The sequence below is a fragment of the Xanthobacter sp. 126 genome (assembly GCF_000526175.1).
Taxonomy (GTDB): Bacteria; Pseudomonadota; Alphaproteobacteria; order Rhizobiales; family Xanthobacteraceae; genus Xanthobacter; species Xanthobacter aminoxidans.
Map to the genome: position 1 here is coordinate 703,498 of NZ_JAFO01000001.1, position 18,580 is coordinate 722,077.

Annotated in this window: 16 protein-coding genes; 5 read left to right on the plus strand and 11 right to left on the minus strand. The window is 69.8% G+C overall.

Going from position 1 to position 18,580, the window contains the following annotated elements; genetic code table 11:
* Window positions 1-10 precede the first annotated feature (10 nt).
* Window positions 11-1,021 carry an MBL fold metallo-hydrolase gene (locus XAN126_RS0103240; protein WP_081762501.1) on the minus strand — a complete coding sequence of 337 codons (1,011 nt, stop codon included), beginning with the start codon at window positions 1,019-1,021 and terminating at the stop codon, window positions 11-13.
* A 72-nt stretch (window positions 1,022-1,093) separates the two neighbouring features.
* Between XAN126_RS0103240 and XAN126_RS0103245 the strand changes: the two genes are divergently transcribed.
* On the plus strand, window positions 1,094-1,882 hold the full coding sequence (locus XAN126_RS0103245) for a helix-turn-helix transcriptional regulator (RefSeq protein ID WP_024277166.1): 789 nt from the start codon (window positions 1,094-1,096) through the stop codon (window positions 1,880-1,882).
* Between the two features lie 7 nt (window positions 1,883-1,889).
* On the opposite strand, the gene nadC is transcribed toward XAN126_RS0103245, so the two are convergent.
* From nadC to XAN126_RS0103300, 10 genes are all read right to left on the minus strand, one after another.
* Window positions 1,890-2,744, minus strand: a complete 855-nt coding sequence (gene nadC / locus XAN126_RS0103250; RefSeq protein ID WP_024277167.1) for a carboxylating nicotinate-nucleotide diphosphorylase — start codon at window positions 2,742-2,744, stop codon at window positions 1,890-1,892.
* 16 nt (window positions 2,745-2,760) lie between these two features.
* Window positions 2,761-4,287, minus strand: coding sequence for an L-aspartate oxidase (locus XAN126_RS0103255; RefSeq protein WP_024277168.1), 1,527 nt, complete (start codon window positions 4,285-4,287; stop codon window positions 2,761-2,763).
* The gene (gene nadA / locus XAN126_RS0103260) at window positions 4,284-5,309 is read right to left on the minus strand and encodes a quinolinate synthase NadA (RefSeq protein WP_024277169.1); all 1,026 of its coding nucleotides are present in this window, start codon (window positions 5,307-5,309) and stop codon (window positions 4,284-4,286) included. The genes XAN126_RS0103255 and nadA overlap by 4 nt, the downstream gene beginning before the upstream one ends.
* Before the next feature lie 58 nt (window positions 5,310-5,367).
* Window positions 5,368-6,297 (minus strand): membrane protein, encoded by a 930-nt coding sequence (locus XAN126_RS0103265; protein WP_024277170.1) that lies wholly within the window; start codon window positions 6,295-6,297, stop codon window positions 5,368-5,370.
* A 159-nt stretch (window positions 6,298-6,456) separates the two neighbouring features.
* Window positions 6,457-7,479, minus strand: coding sequence for a diguanylate cyclase (locus XAN126_RS0103270; RefSeq protein ID WP_024277171.1), 1,023 nt, complete (start codon window positions 7,477-7,479; stop codon window positions 6,457-6,459).
* Window positions 7,476-8,093: a chemotaxis protein CheB gene (locus XAN126_RS0103275; RefSeq protein ID WP_024277172.1), complete on the minus strand. Its 618-nt coding sequence runs from the start codon at window positions 8,091-8,093 to the stop codon at window positions 7,476-7,478. Before XAN126_RS0103275 ends, XAN126_RS0103270 begins: the two co-directional genes overlap by 4 nt.
* Window positions 8,094-8,200: 107 nt before the next feature.
* Window positions 8,201-8,806 carry a 3-isopropylmalate dehydratase small subunit gene (gene leuD / locus XAN126_RS0103280; protein ID WP_024277173.1) on the minus strand — a complete coding sequence of 202 codons (606 nt, stop codon included), beginning with the start codon at window positions 8,804-8,806 and terminating at the stop codon, window positions 8,201-8,203.
* A gap of 179 nt (window positions 8,807-8,985) precedes the next feature.
* Entirely contained in the window at window positions 8,986-9,543 is a 558-nt protein-coding gene (locus XAN126_RS0103285) for a cytochrome b (RefSeq protein WP_029876659.1), read from the minus strand.
* A gap of 75 nt (window positions 9,544-9,618) precedes the next feature.
* A complete protein-coding gene (locus tag XAN126_RS0103290) occupies window positions 9,619-10,050 on the minus strand; it encodes a metallopeptidase family protein (protein ID WP_024277175.1) in 432 nt (143 codons plus the stop codon).
* Between the two features lie 642 nt (window positions 10,051-10,692).
* Complete coding sequence (locus tag XAN126_RS0103300) at window positions 10,693-13,308, minus strand: ligase-associated DNA damage response DEXH box helicase (protein WP_024277176.1); 2,616 nt, start codon at window positions 13,306-13,308, stop codon at window positions 10,693-10,695.
* Window positions 13,309-13,477: 169 nt separating this feature from the next.
* Here XAN126_RS0103300 and ftsW point away from each other — a divergent pair, with 169 nt between their 5' ends.
* From ftsW to XAN126_RS26795, 4 genes are all read left to right on the plus strand, one after another.
* The gene (gene ftsW / locus XAN126_RS0103305; RefSeq protein ID WP_024277177.1) at window positions 13,478-14,689 is read left to right on the plus strand and encodes a putative lipid II flippase FtsW; all 1,212 of its coding nucleotides are present in this window, start codon (window positions 13,478-13,480) and stop codon (window positions 14,687-14,689) included.
* A 58-nt stretch (window positions 14,690-14,747) separates the two neighbouring features.
* Entirely contained in the window at window positions 14,748-15,917 is a 1,170-nt protein-coding gene (gene murG, locus XAN126_RS0103310; protein ID WP_051460760.1) for an undecaprenyldiphospho-muramoylpentapeptide beta-N-acetylglucosaminyltransferase, read from the plus strand.
* Window positions 15,914-17,326: a UDP-N-acetylmuramate--L-alanine ligase gene (gene murC / locus XAN126_RS0103315; RefSeq protein WP_024277179.1), complete on the plus strand. Its 1,413-nt coding sequence runs from the start codon at window positions 15,914-15,916 to the stop codon at window positions 17,324-17,326. Before murG ends, murC begins: the two co-directional genes overlap by 4 nt.
* A gap of 120 nt (window positions 17,327-17,446) precedes the next feature.
* Entirely contained in the window at window positions 17,447-18,553 is a 1,107-nt protein-coding gene (locus tag XAN126_RS26795; RefSeq protein WP_155982207.1) for a GGDEF domain-containing protein, read from the plus strand.
* Window positions 18,554-18,580 lie beyond the last annotated feature (27 nt).

Sequence of the window (18,580 nt, forward strand, 5' to 3'; positions counted from 1 at the left end):
TTTCCGGGGCTCACTCCGCCAATTGGTAGGTGAGGGGGAGCCAGCGATAGGCTGTGCCCGCCCGCTCCACATAGCCCACGGACGGGAAGGACGTGTGATAGCCCACCACCGGGATGCGGTCGGTGGCGGCCATGTCGTAGATGCGCTTGCGGGTGGTGGCGCCCTGCGTCTTGTCCATGTCGAACAGAGCGTGCCACTCGGGATGGGCCAGCGACGCCACCTCGTGGTGGGCGCAGTCGCCCCAGACCAGCAGCCGCTTGCCTCCGCTCTCGAGATGAAACGCCAGATGTCCGGGCGTGTGCCCGAAGGCTTCCACCGCATGGATGCCGGGGACGATCTCTGCGCCCGGGCGCACTCGGGTGACGCGATCGGCGAAGGGGGCGAGGTTGCGGGCGAACACCTGCGCGGTCGCCTGTTCGAGGCTGTCGGGCGCCGCCGCGCGCCGCTCGGGCGCGGCCCAGAATGAATATTCCGCCTCGCCGATGACGTAGCGGGCCTTCGGAAACACCTCCTTGCCCGCCTCCACCAGCCCGCCGATATGGTCCACATGGGCGTGGGACAGCACAACCACGTCCACCTGCTCTGGGGCATAGCCGGCGGCGGCGATCTGCTGGGTGAGCCAACCTCCGTTCGGCCTCGGGATGAAGCCGTTCGCGCCGTTGCCGGCGTCGAACAGCAGGAGCTGGGACCCGGTGTTCACCAGCGTCGGGGTGAAGCCGGGCCGGAAGCGCTTTTCCGGCAGCAGGCTGGCCTGCATCAGCGCCGCCACCTCCCCGGCCGGCCGGTCCTCGCCGACGATGGGCCACGGACCGTCGATCATGGCGGCGGCGTCGAGCACCGTCGTCACCTCGAACGCGCCCAGCCGGAAGCGGAAGGGCGTGACGGGGAGGGCGCCACGCTCGGGCGCCGTTGCGCTGGCCCGGCCCGGGCGCAGGAGGGCCGGCGCAGCGATGGCGGCGGCAAGGAGGGCGCGGCGGCTGGGCGCGCCGGACCGGAATGGCGTAGCCGGGTCTGTCTGCATGGCGGTCCCCCTGCGGACCGCTTTGTGCAGCCCGTGGCGATGTGATGAAGTGCCGGCGGGAGGAGCCTAGGCATGGGCACGCGCGCCCGCTTGTACGAACGTGCTGCGACGGGGCAGGGCCTCGGGCCGCTCTGGTTCCTGGATGCGGGCCGAACCTTCTTCGCCGGGCCGCTCATCTACAATGCCCCGCACCAGCACGGCGCCCCGGTGTTCCTGGCCGGGCTCTACGGGCCGTTCGGGCTCAGGGTCCAGGGCGGCAGCTGGCAGGCGTGCCGCACCGCGCTGGTGCCGGCCGGGGTGGTGCATGAGCTGGATGTGGGCGGCGAGCCCATCGCGGTCTTCTATCTGGAGCCGAGCATCGACGGCGCCCATGCGCTGGCGCCTCTGGTGGCCAATGCGCGGGAGGAGCAGGGCGCCCTCTTCGGCGGCGGGGGCGGGCTACCTTTGCTGCGCGAACTCTGGGAGGCGCCGGACGCGGCCGGCTGGGCGGGCGAGGCCCTGACCGATGTGGTGGACGTCTCCCGCCGGCGCGCCCGCGCCGTGCTCGATCCGCGCATCCAGCGGGTGGCGGCGGCGATGACCGACGCCGAGCGCGTGCCGGAGCTTGCGGCCCTCGCTCGCGAGGTGGGCCTCTCCCCGTCGCGGCTTCAGCACCTGTTCACCGACGAGATGGGCGTGCCGTTCCGCCGCTACCGCGCCTGGTGCCGGATGCGGCGGGCCATCGGCGAGATCGCCGTCGGCAGCAGCTTCACCACCGCGGCTCATGCGGCCGGCTTTGCCGACCAGGCGCATTTCACCCACGACTTCCGCCGCACCTTTGGCGCGGCACCCTCCCAGAGCCTGCGCGGCGTGCGCCTGTGATCCGGCGTCACCCCACCCAGTCTAGGCCAATGTCCAGGATCGGCGCGCTGTGGGTGAGCCAGCCCACGGAGATGAGGTCCACGCCCGACGCTGCGATGGCCGGCGCCGTCTCGCGGTTCACCCGGCCGGAGGCTTCCGTGAGCATCCGCCCGCCGACCATGCGGACGGCCTCGGTGAGGGTGGCGGGGGTCATGTTGTCGAGGAGAACCGCGTCGGCGCCGAGCGTCAGCAGTTCCTCCAGCTGGGTGAGGGTGTCCACCTCCACCTCCACCTTGACCATGTGACCGGCGCGGGCGCGCACGCGCCTGACCGCCTCGGCCACCGAGCCGGCGATGGCGACGTGGTTGTCCTTCACCAGCACCGCATCATCGAGGCCGAAGCGGTGATTGGCGCCGCCACCGGCACGCACCGCATATTTCTCCAGCGCGCGCAGGCCGGGCGTGGTCTTGCGGGTGCAGACGATCTGCGCCTTGTGGCCCGCCACCGCATCCGCCAGCGAGGCGGTCGCCGTGGCGATGCCGGAGAGGCGGCAGGCGAGGTTGAGGCCGGTGCGCTCGCCGGTGAGCAGCGCGCGCGACGGACCCTCCACCTCGGCCAACACGGTGCCCGGTGTCACGCGCGAACCGTCCGCCACCACGGGCGTGAAGCGCACGTCGGGGTTCAGCAGCCGGAAGGCGAGGCGGGCGCAGTCCAGCCCGGCCACCACGCCGTCCTGACGGGCGGCGAGCACAAGGCGGCTGACGTGTCCGGCCGGCACCACCGCATCGGTGGTGATGTCCCCGGCGCGGCCGAGATCTTCCAGCAGCGCGGCGCGGACGATGGGCTCCACCATCAGTTCGGGGAGCGGGTCGAGGGCGGCCATGGCGGCTCCGTTCAGGTCAGGCGAAAGCGAGGTCCGGCATGCGCACGCGCCGGGCGGCGGCGAGCGCCGCGGGGAGGGTGATGCGCGAGCGCCGGGCAACCGGCGCGCTTTGCGGAAAGTCAGTGCGCGCATGGGCGCCGCGGCTTTCGGTGCGGGCGAGGGCCGAGGCGGCCATCATCAGGCCGACACGGGCCGGGACGGCGGCGGGGCCTGAGCCTTCGGCCAGCGGCAGCAGGCGGGCGAGTGCTGTCGTCAGCCCCTCCGCATCGCGGGTGACGCCGACGAGGCGGGAGACGATGGCGCGGGCCGGCGCCGCATCCGCCGCCGGGGGCAAAGCGGACGGGGCGGGGAGGATGGCGCGTCCCGCCGCCTGCCCGGCGATGCTCTGCGCCACCTCCCGCCCGCACACCACCGCTTCCAGCAGCGAATTGGAGGCGAGGCGGTTGGCGCCGTGCAGGCCCGTGGCGGCGCATTCGCCTGCCGCCCAGAGGCCGGGAACGGTGCTGCGGCCGTGTTCATCCACCGCGATGCCGCCCATGTGGTAGTGCGCGGCGGGGCGGATAGGCACGAGGTCGGTGGCCGGATCGATGCCGGCGGCGCGGCAGCCGGCCGCCACCTGCGGGAAGCGGGTGGCAAATCGCGCGCCGAGGCTGGCGCGGGCATCGAGGAAGACGTCGCGCCCCGCCACCACTTCGCGCCAGACGGCGCGGGCCACCACATCGCGCGGCGCCAGCTCCTTCCCCGGCACGTTCTCCAGAATGCGCCGGCCAGCGCCGTCGACGATGAGCGCGCCTTCCCCGCGCACCGCCTCGCTGATGAGGGGGAGCGGGCGGGCGGGGGTGGCGAGGGCGGTGGGGTGGAACTGCACGAATTCGAGGTCCGCCAGCTCCGCCCCGGCCTCGGCGGCCAGTGCAATGCCCACGCCCCAGGAGGCGACGGGATTGGTGGTGTGTTCGTAGAGCGCGCCAACGCCGCCGGTCGCCAGCACGAGGCGGCGTGTGGCGAGCACCCGCGTGCCTTCGGCCGTGGCCACGAGCAGGCCGCAGACTTCGCCGTCGCGCATCAGGATGCGCCGCGCCTCGCCTTCGACGAGCGTGATGGAGGGGCAGGCCCGCGCAGCTTCCGACAGAGCGCGCACCAGCTCTCGCCCTGTGCCGTCGCCATCCGCATGGACGATGCGGCGCCGGCTGTGGGCGGCTTCGAGGCCGAGCAGCAGGCGGCCGGCCGCGTCGCGATCGAAGCGCACGCCGAGGCGCTCCAGCGCCGCGATGGCATCAGGTCCGGCGGAGAGGATGCGGCGGGCGGCCTCGGCATCGCAGAGACCGTCGCCCGCCGCCAGCGTGTCCGCGAGGTGGAGGGCGTCGTCATCATCCAGCCCGACGCTGGCGGCGATGCCGCCCTGCGCCAGCGGGCTGGAGCCATCCGCGCCAAGCGGCGCACGGGTTACGAGGACCACCGGCTCGGGGGCGAGGAAGAGGGCCGCCGCGAGCCCGGCGATGCCGGCGCCGATAATGACCGGCTGGCCATCCATCGCGCGGGTCATAGCGCCAGCATCCGCTCGACCGAGCCCCGGGCGCGAGCGGCGATCTCGGGGTCGATGGTGACTTCGTGGAGGTTGTTCTCCAGCGCCGCCCGGATGTTGCGGAGCGTGATCTTCTTCATGTGCGGGCAGAGATTGCAGGGCCGCACGAAGTCGATGTCGGGATAGTGGACCGCCACGTTGTCGGCCATGGAGCATTCGGTGAGCAGCACCACGCGGGGCGGGCGCTTCTCGCTCACATAGTCGCTCATGGCGGCGGTGGAGCCGGCGAAATCGGCTTCCGCCACCACGTCCGGCGGGCATTCGGGGTGGACCAGCACGGTGACGCCGGGATTGGCCGCGCGCAGCTCGCGCACGTCGGCGGCGGTGAACAGCTCGTGCACCTCGCACTGGCCGGCCCAGGAGATGATGTCGATGCCCGTCTCGGCGGCGACGTTCTTCGCCAGATACTGGTCCGGCAGCATGATGACCTTGGGCACGCCGAAGGACTTCACCACCCGCGCCGCATTGCCCGAGGTGCAGCACACGTCCACCTCGGCCTTCACGGCGGCGGACGTGTTCACATAGGCGATCACCGGCACGCCGGGATGGGCGGCGCGCATGAGGCGCACGTCGGCGGCGGTGATGGAATCGGCCAGCGAGCAGCCGGCGTCCTGATCGGGAATGAGGACGGTCTTGCCCGGATTGAGCAGCTTCGCCGTCTCGGCCATGAAGTAGACGCCGGCGAGCACGATCACGTCCGCATCCACCCGCATGGCCTCGCGGGCCAGCGCCAGGCTGTCGCCCACGATGTCGGCGACGCAGTGGAAGATTTCCGGCGTCTGGTAATTGTGCGCGAGGATGACTGCGTTGCGCTCGCGCTTCAGCCGGAGGATCGCCTCCGCATCCTCGGCGAGGAAGGCCCAGTCGGCGGGTGGCACCACCCGGCGGACCTTCTCGTAGAGCGGCGCCGTGCGGGCGAAAGCCGCCGCGAGGGCATCCGGAGTGGGAGAAACGGGGGCGGCGGAAAGGGTGGATGCGACCATTGTCTATACTCAGTTTGAGCATATGTTGGGCATATGCTTATCCTGAGCATAAGTCTTGTCAAGAGCGTGCGAGGGGCAATTTCGTTCCCGCGAAGGCCCTCTCCTCCACCACCGCATGGCGGAAGCGGAAGAGTTTTGCAGGCCGCCCAAGGGTTTCGGTGGTGGCGCCGCCGGCTTCCTCCACCAGTTCCTGCTGCTCCATCAGCCGGCGAAAATTCTGCTTGTGCAGGGTCCGCCCGGCGATCGCCTCCACGCAGCGCTGCAGCTGGAGCAAGGTGAAGGTGGGCGGCATCAGCTCGAACACCACGGGGCGGTATTTGATCTTGGCGCGCAGCCGCGCGATGGCGGTGGCGAGGATGCGCCGGTGGTCGGCGATCATGGCCCGTCCGGCCCCCGCGGCCTCCTCGTGCCCCTCACGGCGCAGCCGTTCCGCGACGATGCCGGCCTCGAAGAGCAGCTCGTAGCGCTGGAGTGTCAGCTCCTCGTTCCAGGCCGCGCCGTCGAGCCCGAAGCTGAGCGCGGCGCGCTGGCGGCGGTGGCTGCGCTCGGCCACCGAGGGAGCCGCCTCCGCCCAGGCGGCGAGGGCTGGCGCGAGCGTTCCGGTGATGACGGGGGGCGGCCCGTCGCGGTGGTCCTCCCACGGGAAGTACTCATACCAGCCGTGCCACTCGGCGGCGCCGGCCGTGGCCGCCTGCTCGCGGGCGAGGCCCAGATAGGAGATGGAGATGGTGCGCGCGGCGCTCTCCGCCCCGGCGCGGTCCTTGTCGGCGAAGGTGTAGAGCTGCTCGAGATAGCCGAGCGGATGGTGGGTGCGCTGCTCCACCCAGTCGCGCAGGCCCTGCTGGAGGGAGCGGTGCGCCAGCTCGAACGGGCCGGAGGGCAGGGCCGAGCCGTGCTCCACCGTCATCACCCGCGGCTCGCCGCCGGTCACGGCCGCGAGTACGGCGATGAGGTCGACGACGACGGATCGGCTGGCGGACTTCGGCATGAAGCTCCCGAAAGGCGGTGGGCTGGACGGTGGACTGGGCAGTGGGCGGGCCGTGGTCTGGTCGCGGGGGAGCCATCCGCCCGCACTGTCCCGGATATCACGGCCGCGCCGGGCTGCGAAGGCGCACCGCGCCCGCACCCCGCACCCCTTCAGGAGGGCTCAAGCCGATTGCACCACCGGCCGGGCGATGGCGAGGCGCACGCCGTCCTTGCCCTGCTGCTTCACCTCGTACATGGCCGTATCCGCGAGGCGGATCAGCTCGGTCTCGTCGGTGGTGTGGCGCGGATAGAGCGCGATGCCGATGCTGGCGCCGACGCTGACCGTGTAGGCCTGATCGTTGTAGGAGACGATATAGGGCTCGCGCAGCACCTCGCACAGGCGCTGGCCCTGGGCGTGGGCGGCATCGCCCTCGGCGAGGTCCACCATGATGACGGCGAATTCGTCGCCCGACAGGCGGACGGCGAAATCCTCCTGCCGCAGGTTGCCGCGCAGCCGGTTGGCGATGGCGCACAGCAGCTTGTCGCCCACCCCGTGGCCGTGCCGGTCGTTGACCTGCTTGAAGCCGTCGATGTCGATGTAGAGCAGGGCGAATTCCCGCCCGTGGCGCTGCGCCTGGGCGCGCGCGCGGGTCAGGTGCTCCACGAACAGGATGCGGTTGCCGAGGCCGGTCAAGGCGTCGTGGGTCGCCATGTGGCGGATCTGCTTCTCGACCCGGCGGCGCTCCTCGATCTCGATCTCCAGCTGCCGGTTGCGCTTCTCCAGCTCCTCCAGCGCGCCCTTGAGGCGCAGCTTGGAGATGTGCAGGTCGAGGAAGACCGTGACCTTGGAGAGGAGCACGGCGTCGTTGATGGGCTTGGCGATATAGTCCACCGCGCCGAAGGTGTAGCCCTTCAGCCGGTTGATGTCGTCGTGATAGGCCGCGGTCACGAAAACGATGGGGACGTCGCAGGTGGCCGGGTCGTTGTTGAGGAGGGCGGCCACCTCGAACCCGTCCATATCGGGCATCTGCACATCGAGCAGGATGAGCGCGAAGCGGTGGTCGAGGCAAAGCGCCAGCGCCTCGTTGCCGGAATGGGCCTCGTAGATCTCGGCCTTCACGGGGGCGAGCAGGCGGCGCATGCCGACGAGGTTGGCGCGCACGTCGTCGACGACGAGAATCTTGGGCAGATCGGCCATGCTCATTCGGCCATCCTCGGTCGCAAGCGCCCGCTCAAGTCTCCGCGCGGGTTACGGCCGAACGCGGCGAGCGCCTCGGCGAGCACGGCCAGCGGGGCGCAGAGGTCCGCTCCGGCGCGCTGAAGCGCGGCCAGCGGCATGGTATCGACCTCGGCTTCCGACGGCTCCTGCACGAAGGCACGGCCTCCCAGTTCGCGAATGCGCTTCAGTCCCTCCGCCCCGTCGCAGCTGGCGCCGGTGAGGACCACGCCAGCCAGGGCGTCACCGTAGGCCTCGGCGGCGCTGGCGAACAGAACATCGATTGCAGGACGCGAATAGCACACCCGTGGGTCTACGGAGAGTGAAAAACAGCGGTCCCGCTCCACTTCCAAGTGGTAGCCGCTAGGGGCGATATGGACAAGGCCACCCGCAAGGGGGCACCGCTCCTGCGCGAGAATGACGGCCCGCCCCGAAAGGCGGGCGAGGATGGCGGGCAGCAGGTCCGGCCCCTCCGCCCCCACGTGGTTGACCACCGCGATGCCGACATCCGGTTCCGGATCGAGCGCGGCGAGCAGCCGGCCGAGGGCGGGAGGCCCGCCCGCCGACGCGCCGATGACGATGGCGCGGGCTGCGGGCCGCATGCCCGCGGGGAACGGGGCCGTGGGGAAAGAGCCCGGGGGGAAAGGGTCGGGGGATGGTTCCATCGCCCGCCCGTCCCTCCTGTCAGCGCCGCGGCCGGGTCACAGCGTCACAGCCAGGGCTGCTCGGCGCCCTTGGTGGTCTCGTACTGGTCGATGGCCGGCGCCTTCTGGAGGGTGAGGCCGATGTCGTCCAGACCCTCGACCAGGCAACGCTTGCGGAAGGGGTCGATCTCGAATTTGACCACGCCGCCATCGGGGCCGCGGATCTCCTGGGCCGGCAGGTCGATGCTGAGGGTGGCGTTGGCGCCGCGCTCGGCGTCGTCGAACAGCTTGTCCAGGTCGTCCTTGGAGACGACGATGGGCAGGATGCCGTTCTTGAAGCAGTTGTTGTAGAAGATGTCCGCGAACGACGTGGAGATCACGCAGCGGATGCCGAAGTCGAGCAGCGCCCACGGCGCGTGCTCGCGCGAGGAGCCGCAGCCGAAATTGTCGCCGGCGACGAGGATCTTGGAAGAGCGGTAGGCGGGCTGGTTCAGCACGAAGGCGGGGTTCTCGGCGCCATCGTCGAGATAGCGCATCTCGGAGAACAGCCCCTTGCCGAGGCCGGTGCGCTGGATCGTCTTCAGATACTGCTTGGGGATGATCATGTCGGTGTCGACATTGACCAGCTTCATCGGCGCCGCGACGCCCTCCAGGACCGTGAACTTCTCCATGGGACCTTCTGCCTTATCCGTCTGCCGGGTCTCGGGTACCGGGCCTCGGTGGCTGAAACCCGGCGGCGCAGCCCGTGTCTATGGCGCGCCGGACGCCCCCCGCAGGGCGCGTCCGTAACGTTCATCCATAACAGGCACGCCGCGCCTTGCACAGCGCCTTGGCCCAGCCGGCGCGCGCGTCAGGGGGCGAGGCGCTCCGGCAGCATGCGCTTCAGCACGTCGTCCTTCAGCACGACGTGATGGAGCACGGCGGCGGCCGCGTGCAGCAGGGCCAGCACGATCACGGCGTTGGCCATCAGCTCGTGGATCTCCTGCACCTGCTTGCCCAGGTCGCGGTTCACCGCGATGGGCGAGGGGATGGTGAAGAGCGAGAAGAAGGACACCGCGTTGCCGCGCAGGAAGGCGAGATAGACGCCGAGCCCGAGCGTGGCGATGAGCGCGAGATAGAGCAGCCCGTGCACGATGTGCGAGGCGATGGCCACTGGCCGGCTGATCTGCGTCGAGGCCGGCGGGTTGCGGCCGAAGATGCGCACGGGAATGCGCACCGCCACCAGGGCGATGAGCAGGAGGCCGACCGAGATGTGGACCCACCACACCATGCCCCGTGCCGGCGTTCCCCGCGCGAAGAACTGTTCCAGGTAGGTCACGCCGAACGCCGTGAAGACGGCGATGGCGGTGAGCCAGTGCAGGGCGCGCAGGGCCGGCCCGTAACGGGTCATGCGAGGATCGACAGGCATGGAGGTCTCCTTTTTGGAGTCATTCTAGAAAGCGCTGCCGCTGGGTCCAGTCCCAAGGTAGTGTTTTGCCTGCGGTCAATTGGCCCGGTCCTCGATGGCCTCCATGTCGTCGTCGCTGAGGCCGAAATGATGGCCGATCTCGTGCACCAGCACGTGGGTGACGACGTCGCCGAGGGTTTCCTCGTTCTCCGCCCAGTAATCAAGGATGGGGCGGCGATAGAGGAACACCATGTTGGGCATCTGCCCGGTCTGGGCCACCGCCCCGCCCTGTGCGCGGCCGATGCCGTGGAACAGGCCGAGCAGGTCGAACGGGGTCTCGGCGCCAAGCTCGTCCAGCACCTCGTCGGTGGGAAAGTCCTCCACCTTGATGACGAGGCCCTGGCACAGGGCGCGGAACGAGTCCGGCAGGGCGGCGAAGGCCTCCTGCGCCAGCTGCTCCAGTTCCTCCAGCCCGGGGGCCTCCACATCGTGCCATCGGCTCTTCGACGGTACGCCGCTCAACGACATGCTTCCCCTCCTGCCGGTTACATCCGCGTTACTTCATTTTGCGGCGCAACATCACGAACCGCTGAAGTCGTCGCCGGGGTGGCCGGTCCGGTGACTTCCGCGCGCCCGGCGTCACGGACCCGTGACTTTCCTGAACACTTCGTTAACGCAAGCATCAAACAGGGTTCAGGGTGACTTGGTTAAGGAACTCTTAATCCACCTGCATCGTTGTCGGTGCAGAACGGGATCTTACGGGATCTGGGAGTAAAGCCATGCTGCGCAAGATTGCTGTCACCGGTGCTCTGGTGTCCATCCTTGGTATCGCTGCGTTTTTCGCCCCGCACGAGGCGAGCGCGGCGTCTGTCGCGACGGTCGTGGGCTCGGTCTTCTGAGTCAGCGGAAGATTGTGCGGGCCTTTTGTGCCCCGGTCGATCACGCGATTGTGAATGAACTGGAGCCGGTTCAAAGTTGCTCGTCTCTTGGATGCAACAGATCCGATTTGTCTTCGCAGGTGCGAAATGTGCCGCGGGGACGACACGTGGCGCGCCGCAAAGGCTTGCCGCGCGGGAATTCCATGTGCTTGAGCGCCGCGGGCCCGACGCCCGCAGGTGGGGCGTGGTGATTCGCGCAAGGCTGGCCTGACGGTCCCCGCGCGCCTGACGCTCATTCCGTCGCCGCCCGCACCAGTTCCTCCTCCGCCTCGGCGAGCAGCGCCTCGTTGGCGTCGCCGCCCACGCTCTCCCGTCCGATCTCCAGCAGCACGGGCACCGCCAGCGGCGACACGCGCGGCAGCGGCTGGTGCACCACATGCCCGCGGATGCGCGCGAGCATCTCCCCGAGACGCTTCACGTCCAGCAGCCCGGTCGCGGCGTCCGCCCGTGCGGCACGCAGCAGCAGATGGTCCGGCTCGTGCCGGCGCAGCACGTCATAGATGAGGTCGGTGGAGACCGTCACCTGCCGCGAGGTCTTCTCCTTGCCCGGAAACCGCCGCTCGATGAGCCCGGCGATGACGGCGCAATGGCGGAAGGTCCGCTTCATCAGCGCGCTTTCGGCCAGCCACGCTTCCAGATCGTCGCCCAGCATGTCCTGGTCGAACAGGTCGTCCAGCGAGAGCCGCCCCCCGCTGATGGCTGCCCCCATGTCGCCGGCGGCATAGACGGCGAGGGCGTAGTCGTTGGCGACGAAGCCGAGCGGCTTCAGCCGCGCCCGCTCCAGCCGGCGCGTCAGCAGCATCCCCAGCGTCTGGTGGGCGAGCCGGCCCTCGAACGGGTAGGTGACGAGGTAGTAGCGCCCCGACCGCTCGAATGTCTCCACCAGCAGATCGTCCCGGCCCGGCAGGCGGGACTTGGCCTTCTGCAGTTCCAGCCAGTCCCGCACCTGGGGCGGCAGCGCGGCCCAGCGCTCCGGCGCGGAGAGCAGCGCGCGCACGCCAGCGGCGAGGAAGGTGGACAAGGGGAACTTGCCGCCCGCATAGGCCGGCACCTTCGGCTCGGTGGCGGTGGTGCGCGAGACATAGACCTCGTCCTCCACCAGCACCTCGTAGCGCAGGATCTCCCCGGCGAAGACGAAGGTGTCGCCCGGCACCAGGGTCTCGACGAAATACTCCTCCACCTCGCCCAGCAGCCGCCCGCCGAACCGCACCCGCCCGGCAACGCCGGTCTTGGATGCGCCGCGCGCCGAGACGAGGCGCACCTTCAGCATGGAGGCTTCCACGATGGTGCCCACGTTCAGCCGGTAGCCTTGGGCGATCATGGGATTGGCGACGCGCCAGAGCCCGTCCTTGGTGCGGCGGATCTTGGCGTAGCGCTCATAGGCGCGCAGGGCGTAGCCGCCGGTGGCGACGAAATCGAGTGCCGCATCGAAATCCTCACGCGACAGGGCACGGTAGGGCGCGGCGGAGCGCACCTCGCCATAGAGCGCGTCGGCCGAGAAGGGGGCGGCGCAGGCCATGCCGAGGATGTGCTGGGCCAGCACGTCGAACGCGCCCTGCCGCTCGGGCGGGGTGTCCTGCGCGCCCGCCTTCACCGCCTCCAGCGCCGCCCGGCATTCGAGCACCTCGAAGCGGTTGGCCGGGACCAGCACGGCGCGGGAGGGCTCGTCGAGGCGGTGATTGGCGCGGCCGATGCGCTGCATGAGGCGGGACGCGCCCTTGGGCGCGCCCACATTGATGACGAGATCCACGTCGCCCCAGTCGATGCCGAGGTCGAGGGAGGAGGTGGCCACCACGGCCTTGAGTTTCCCCGCCGCCATGGCCGCCTCCACCCGCCGCCGCTGCTCCACCGCGAGGGAGCCGTGGTGGAGGGCGATGGGATAGTTGAGGTCGTTGATGCGCCAGAGTTCCTGAAACAGGAATTCGGCCTGCCAGCGGGTGTTCACGAAGACGAGGGACAGCTTGTTGGCGCCGATCAGCTCGTAGATCTCGGCGAAGGCGTGCTGCGCCGTGTGGCTCGCCCACGGCATGCGCGCCCGGCTCTCCAGCATGGAGATGTCCGGCGCCGCCCCGCCCGCAGCGATCACGAGATCGGCCAGCGCGGGCTCCGGCGCGTCCTCCGAGTCGTCGTGGTTTTGCGGCACCAGATAGCGCCTGAGGTCGTCGGGCTCCGCCACGGTGGCGGAGAGGCCGACGCATTGCAGGCCGGGGGCGATGGCGCGCAGCCGCGCGAGGGCGAGGGACAGTAGGTCGCCGCGCTTGGAGGTCACGAGGGCGTGCAATTCGTCCAGCACCACGCGCTTCAGGCCGGAGAACAGATGCTCCGCATCCTTGGAGGCGAGCAGCAGGGAGATCTGCTCCGGCGTGGTGAGGAGGATGTGCGGCGGGTCGCGCCGCTGGCGCTGGCGGCGCGAGGCGGGCGTGTCGCCGGTGCGGGTCTCCACGCGGATGTCGAGCCCCATCTCCTCGACCGGGGCTTCCAGATTGCGGGCGATGTCCACCGCCAGCGCCTTCAGCGGCGAGATATAGAGCGTATGCAGCGGCGATGCCGGCCGCTCCGCCTGCCAGCGGGCGAAGGGCACGGCCGCCGCGCCGGTGTCGGTTTCGCCGACGTCCGCCACCGGGGGCGTGGCGGGCTTGCGGACCTTCTTCTGCGGCCGGCTCAGTTCGATCAGGGTCGGCAGGAAGCCGGCCAGCGTCTTGCCGGCACCCGTGGGGGCGATGAGCAGCACCGAGTGTCCGCTCTCGGCGGCGGCGATGAGGTCGAGCTGGTGCGCCCGTGGCGCCCAGCCTCGCGCGCGGAACCAGCCGGCGAACGGCTCGGGAAGGGCGGATGCCGCCTTGGGCATGGTCCCGCCGGTCTTGGGTGCTTGGGTCTTGGTCGCTCTGGCCACGAGGCAAAGATAGGGCGCCGGACACCGTTTCGCGATGCCCCGGTCCCGGCAACCATCCTTAATCGGCCGTCAACCAACGCGGGGGCATGGTGCGGGAAATGTCCCGTCCCGGAGTATGCGTCCCATGATGTCGCGCGCCGACCGCACCGTCTTGAGCGAATGGTGGTGGACGGTGGACCGTGCCCTGCTGGCAAGCCTCTGCGGGCTGATGGTGATCGGCATCATCCTGTGCCTCGCCGCGAGCCCGGCGGTGGCCGCCCGCCTCAACATCGCCGATCCGTTCCACTTCGTGAACCGGCAGGTGCTGTTCCTCATCCCCGCCGCGGTGGTGATGGTCGCCACCTCGTTCATGTCGCCCCGCACCATCCGGCGCACCTGCGTGGTGGTGTTCGGCGTGTTCTTCGTGCTGCTGCTGGCCACACTTGTGTTCGGGCCGGAGGTGAAGGGCGCGCGGCGCTGGCTCACCATCGCCGGCATCACCGTGCAGCCGTCGGAATTCATCAAGCCGGCCTTCGTCATCCTCGCCGCCTGGCTGTTCGCCGAGAGCACCAAGCGGCCGGAGATGCCGGCGACTTTGTTCGCCTTCCTCCTGCTCGGCAGCGTGCTCGGCCCGCTGGTGAAGCAGCCGGACTTCGGCCAGAGCCTGCTGATCTGCCTTGTCTGGTCGTCCCTGTTCTTCCTCGCCGGCCTGCGCTGGATCTGGATGGTGGGGCTGGTGGGCGTCGGCGCGGGCGGCGGCTTCATCGCCTACATGACCGTGTCCCACGTGCAGAAGCGCATCAACCGCTTCCTCAACCCGGATTCCGGCGACACCTACCAGATCGATGCGGCGCTGAACTCGTTCAGGAGCGGCGGCTGGTTCGGCACCGGGCCGGGCGAGGGCACCATGAAGCGGATGCTCCCCGACGGCCACACCGACTTCGTGTTCGCGGTGGCGGGCGAGGAGTTCGGCATCATCCTGTGCCTCATCATCCTCGCTCTGTTCGCCTTCATCCTGCTGCGCTCGCTGTCGCGCGCCTCGAAGGAGAGCGATCCCTTCACCCGCTTCGCCATCACCGGACTTGCGCTGCTGTTCAGCCTGCAGGCCTCCATCAACATGGCGGTGAACGTCCATATCGCCCCGGCCAAGGGCATGACGCTGCCCTTCATCTCCTATGGCGGCTCCTCGCTCATCTCGATTGCCTTCGGCATGGGGATGCTGCTGGCCCTCTCGCGCAAGCGGCCCGGCGCCGCGGCGCTGGCGCGGCTCAGCGAGGGGCACGGCGATGCGCGCCGGGGCGAGAGCCTCGCCCGTCCGGTGTCGCCGCCGCCCGCAGCGGTGGCGGACCCGGCCTGATCGCGGCGCGCGGACGCGGAACCGCCGCATTGCAGGGGCACTGCGGCGCGTGCGCCAGATGCTTCGGCCGCGCCGCTGCCCGGCAGCCCGAGGGGGTAATGTGACCGATCTCGTCCTTCTCGCCGCCGGTGGCACCGGCGGCCACCTGTTTCCGGCCGAGGCGCTGGCCGCCGTGCTGACCCGGCAGGGCTTCACGGTGGATCTCGCCACTGACGCCCGCGCCGCCCGCTATGCCGGGCATTTCCCGGCGCGGGAGCTGCACGTCCTGCCGGCCGATACGGTGCGCGGGCGCTCCCCCATCTCGCTCGCCCGCACCGGGCTCGCGCTCGCCTCCGGCTTCGTTTCCAGCCTCTCTCTGCTGCGCCGGGTGAAGCCCGTGGCGGTGGTGGGCTTCGGCGGCTATCCCACCGTGCCGCCGCTGCTGGCGGCGAGCTTTTCCGGCGTGCCGAGCATCGTGCATGAGGCGAACGGCGTGATGGGGCGCGCCAACCGGATGCTGGCGCGCCGCGTCACCGCCATCGCCACCGGCTTTCCCGGCGTGGTGGATGCCGATCCCGCGCTGAAGGCCAAGGCGGTGTGGACCGGCAATCCGCTGCGCCCCGCAGCCATCGCGGCTGCTGCGGCGCCCTATGATCCGCCGGTGCCCGGTGGCGATCTCCATGTGCTGGTCTTCGGCGGCAGCCAGGGCGCGCGGGTGATGTCCGATGTGGTGCCGCAGGCCGTGGAGCGGCTCGGCGCCGATCTGCGCGCCCGCCTCGTCCTCGTCCAGCAGGCGCGGGAGGAGGATCTGCAACGGGTGCAGGACACCTATGCCCGGCTCGGCGTCCGGGCGGAGGTGAAGACCTTCTTCGACGATCTGCCGGCGCGCATGGCGCGCGCGCATCTCGTCATCTCCCGCTCCGGCGCCGGAACGGTGGCGGAACTCGCCGCGCTGGGCCGGCCCTCCATCCTCGTGCCGCTACCCCATGCGCTGGACCAGGACCAGGCCGCCAACGCCCGCACCCTCGCCGAGGTGGGCGCGGCTTTGGTGCTGCGGCAGGTGGAATTCGAGCCGGACCGGCTGGCGCTGGAACTCAATACCTTTGCCGGCGAACCCGCATCATTGACGCGCATGGCCGATCGGGCCAGAAGCCAGAGCGTGCTTGACGCCGCCGAGCGGCTGGGCGGTCTCGTCCGGCATCTGGCGGGCGGCGGCGCGGTCGCAACCTTCAGGGGAAACAGCGCATGAAGCTGCCGTCCGGCCTCGGCTCCATCCACTTCGTCGGCATCGGCGGCATCGGCATGAGCGGCATCGCCGAGGTGCTGCACAATCTCGGCTACGAGGTGCAGGGCTCGGACGTGGCCGACAGCGCCAACGTGAAGCGCCTGCGCGAGCGCGGCATCAAGGTGATGATCGGCCACGCCGCCGCCAACGTGGACGACGCCGACGTGGTGGTGGTCTCCTCCGCCATCAAGCGCGACAATCCCGAACTGATGGCGGCCCGCGCCAAGCGCCTGCCCGTGGTGCGCCGCGCCGAGATGCTGGCCGAGCTGATGCGGCTGAAGAGCTGCGTCTCCATCGCCGGCACCCATGGCAAGACCACCACCACCTCGCTGGTGGCGACCCTGCTCGACGCCGGCAATTTCGACCCCACCGTCATCAACGGCGGCATCATCAACGCCTACGGCACCAACGCCCGCCTCGGCGACGGCAACTGGATGGTGGTGGAGGCGGACGAGAGCGACGGCACCTTCCTGAAGCTGCCCACCGAAGTCGCCATCGTCACCAATGTGGACCCCGAGCACCTCGACCACTTCAAGACCTTCGACAGGGTGCAGGAGGCGTTCAAGGCGTTCGTGGAGAACGTGCCCTTCTACGGCTTCGCGGTGATGTGCATCGACCATCCGGTGGTGCAGGCGCTGGTGGGCCGCATCGAGGACCGGCGCGTCATCACCTATGGCGAGAACCCGCAGGCCGACGTGCGCCTGGTGGACGTGGACCTGAAGGGCGGCGTCACCAAATTCGGCGTGGTGTTCCGCAATCGCGCGGGCGAGACCGTGCACGAGATCCGCGGCCTGCGCCTGCCCATGCCCGGCAAGCACAATGCGCTGAACGCCACCGCCGCCATCGCGGTCGCCCACGAGCTGAAGGTGCCGGACGAGAAGATCATCGAGGCGCTGTCCCAGTTCGGTGGCGTGAAGCGGCGCTTTACCCGCACCGGCGAGTGGAACGGCGTGACGGTGTACGACGATTACGGCCACCATCCGGTGGAGATCGCCGCCGTGCTCAAGGCCGCGCGCGCGGCGAGCGAGGGGCAGGTGATCGCCGTGGTGCAGCCGCACCGCTACAGCCGGCTCGCCTCCCTCTTCGACGAATTCTGCACCTGCTTCAACGATGCCGACCATGTGCTGGTGGCGCCGGTCTACACCGCCGGCGAGGCGCCCATTCCCGGTGCCGACCGCGACCATCTGGTGCAGGGGCTCATCGCGCACGGCCACCGCTCGGTGACGGCGCTGGACGGGCCGGAGCAGCTGGCCGGCATCGTCGCGGGCCTCGCCAAGCCCGGCGACTATGTGATCTGCCTCGGCGCCGGCTCCATCTCGGGCTGGGCCTACGCCCTGCCGGGAGAGCTCGCGGCGATGAAGCCGGCAGCGTAGTCTCTCCCCGTCGGGTAGCGCGTGCGGCGTCTCTGTCACCGGGCGCTCCACAATGGGGGGGAATGGGTGGTCGTCTCGGCTTTCTTCCTCACCCTCGACTGGCGAACGCTCTTCCGCCTGATGTTCCTGGCGGATCTGGTGGTCTGCCTTCTGCTGATCGGATATCGCGAAGAGAGCGGCAAGAGAGCGATCCGCCATTTCGTGCTTGCGCGGCTGATGCACGGGCTGGCGTGCCTGCTCATCAGCTTCAGGGGGGAGACGCCGCTCTGGCTCTCGCCCTATCTGTCGAACACCATCCTGTTCTTCGGCCTCGCTTTGGAGGTCTCCATCGTCTCCCGGCTGAAAAGCCAGGCGCGCAGCTTTTTATGGGTGCCCTTCCTCATCGGCATCGCGGGAGCGGTGGTCTTCGTCGGCTTCACCAGAACGGCGCCGGCGTTCGTGGGAGTGGCGAGCGCCACGATCGGCGCCTTGTTCGCATTCGGCAGCTTTGCGCTGATGAGGACGGCCGGCTCCTCGCGGGTCCGCTGGACGGTGGCTGCCATCTATTGCGCCTTGAGCACGACCTCGCTGCTCCGTGCCTATGCGGGGTTCTTCACTGCCTCCTCGGTCGATGACCGCACCTTGGCGCAGATGTCTTCCCTCATCGCCATGTATCTTTATTGCGTTGGCGGTGGAGTGGGGTTCCTGCTCATGGTCAAGGAGGATGCCGACGCGCAGTTGCGTATCGACGCCGTGACGGATTCTTTGACGGGGCTGCTCAACCACAGGGCTTTCTTCGATGTCGCCCGCGCGCGCATCGAGGAGCGGCACCGCCCCGCGCAGCCCCTGTCGCTGCTGTTCATCGATGTGGACCACTTCAAGTCGGTGAACGACACCTTCGGGCATCCCGCGGGCGACGAGGCGCTGCGTTCGATCGTGCGCAGCCTGAGTGTCGTTCTCGGTTCGCGCGCCCTCCTGGGCCGGGTCGGAGGCGAGGAGTTCGCAGCACTACTGGAGATGGATCGGGAACAGGTGGTGGCCGTGGCGGAGCAATTGCGGCGGGCCGTCATGGAAACCACGGTGGAGGCCACGCCCGGGCTGACCCTGACGGTCAGCATTGGCGGCGCCCATGCGCAGGCGGGAGCGGCGCCCCCAGCGCGGGAGAGTCTCCAGTCCGTGGTCCGAAGATGTGACAGTGCGCTTTATGCGGCCAAGAACAACGGGCGCAATTGCACGGTATTCGCGTGAGGTGCCCATCCCGGGGCAGGGCCGGCC

Bases quoted from the DNA above. Each gene is read 5' to 3' on its own strand.
- XAN126_RS0103275 (WP_024277172.1), bottom strand. From the start codon at position 8,093: ATGCGGCCCGCAGCCCGCGCCATCGTCATCGGCGCGTCGGCGGGCGGG.
- XAN126_RS0103240 (WP_081762501.1), bottom strand. From the start codon at position 1,021: ATGCAGACAGACCCGGCTACGCCATTCCGGTCCGGCGCGCCCAGCCGC.
- nadA (WP_024277169.1), bottom strand. From the start codon at position 5,309: ATGGTCGCATCCACCCTTTCCGCCGCCCCCGTTTCTCCCACTCCGGAT.
- leuD (WP_024277173.1), bottom strand. From the start codon at position 8,806: ATGGAGAAGTTCACGGTCCTGGAGGGCGTCGCGGCGCCGATGAAGCTG.
- murG (WP_051460760.1), top strand. From the start codon at position 14,748: ATGCTTCGGCCGCGCCGCTGCCCGGCAGCCCGAGGGGGTAATGTGACC.
- nadC (WP_024277167.1), bottom strand. From the start codon at position 2,744: ATGGCCGCCCTCGACCCGCTCCCCGAACTGATGGTGGAGCCCATCGTC.
- XAN126_RS0103245 (WP_024277166.1), top strand. From the start codon at position 1,094: ATGGGCACGCGCGCCCGCTTGTACGAACGTGCTGCGACGGGGCAGGGC.
- XAN126_RS0103255 (WP_024277168.1), bottom strand. From the start codon at position 4,287: ATGACCCGCGCGATGGATGGCCAGCCGGTCATTATCGGCGCCGGCATC.
- XAN126_RS0103290 (WP_024277175.1), bottom strand. From the start codon at position 10,050: ATGTCGTTGAGCGGCGTACCGTCGAAGAGCCGATGGCACGATGTGGAG.
- XAN126_RS0103285 (WP_029876659.1), bottom strand. From the start codon at position 9,543: ATGCCTGTCGATCCTCGCATGACCCGTTACGGGCCGGCCCTGCGCGCC.
- ftsW (WP_024277177.1), top strand. From the start codon at position 13,478: ATGATGTCGCGCGCCGACCGCACCGTCTTGAGCGAATGGTGGTGGACG.
- XAN126_RS0103265 (WP_024277170.1), bottom strand. From the start codon at position 6,297: ATGCCGAAGTCCGCCAGCCGATCCGTCGTCGTCGACCTCATCGCCGTA.
- murC (WP_024277179.1), top strand. From the start codon at position 15,914: ATGAAGCTGCCGTCCGGCCTCGGCTCCATCCACTTCGTCGGCATCGGC.
- XAN126_RS0103300 (WP_024277176.1), bottom strand. From the start codon at position 13,308: ATGCCCAAGGCGGCATCCGCCCTTCCCGAGCCGTTCGCCGGCTGGTTC.
- XAN126_RS26795 (WP_155982207.1), top strand. From the start codon at position 17,447: ATGTTCCTGGCGGATCTGGTGGTCTGCCTTCTGCTGATCGGATATCGC.
- XAN126_RS0103270 (WP_024277171.1), bottom strand. From the start codon at position 7,479: ATGAGCATGGCCGATCTGCCCAAGATTCTCGTCGTCGACGACGTGCGC.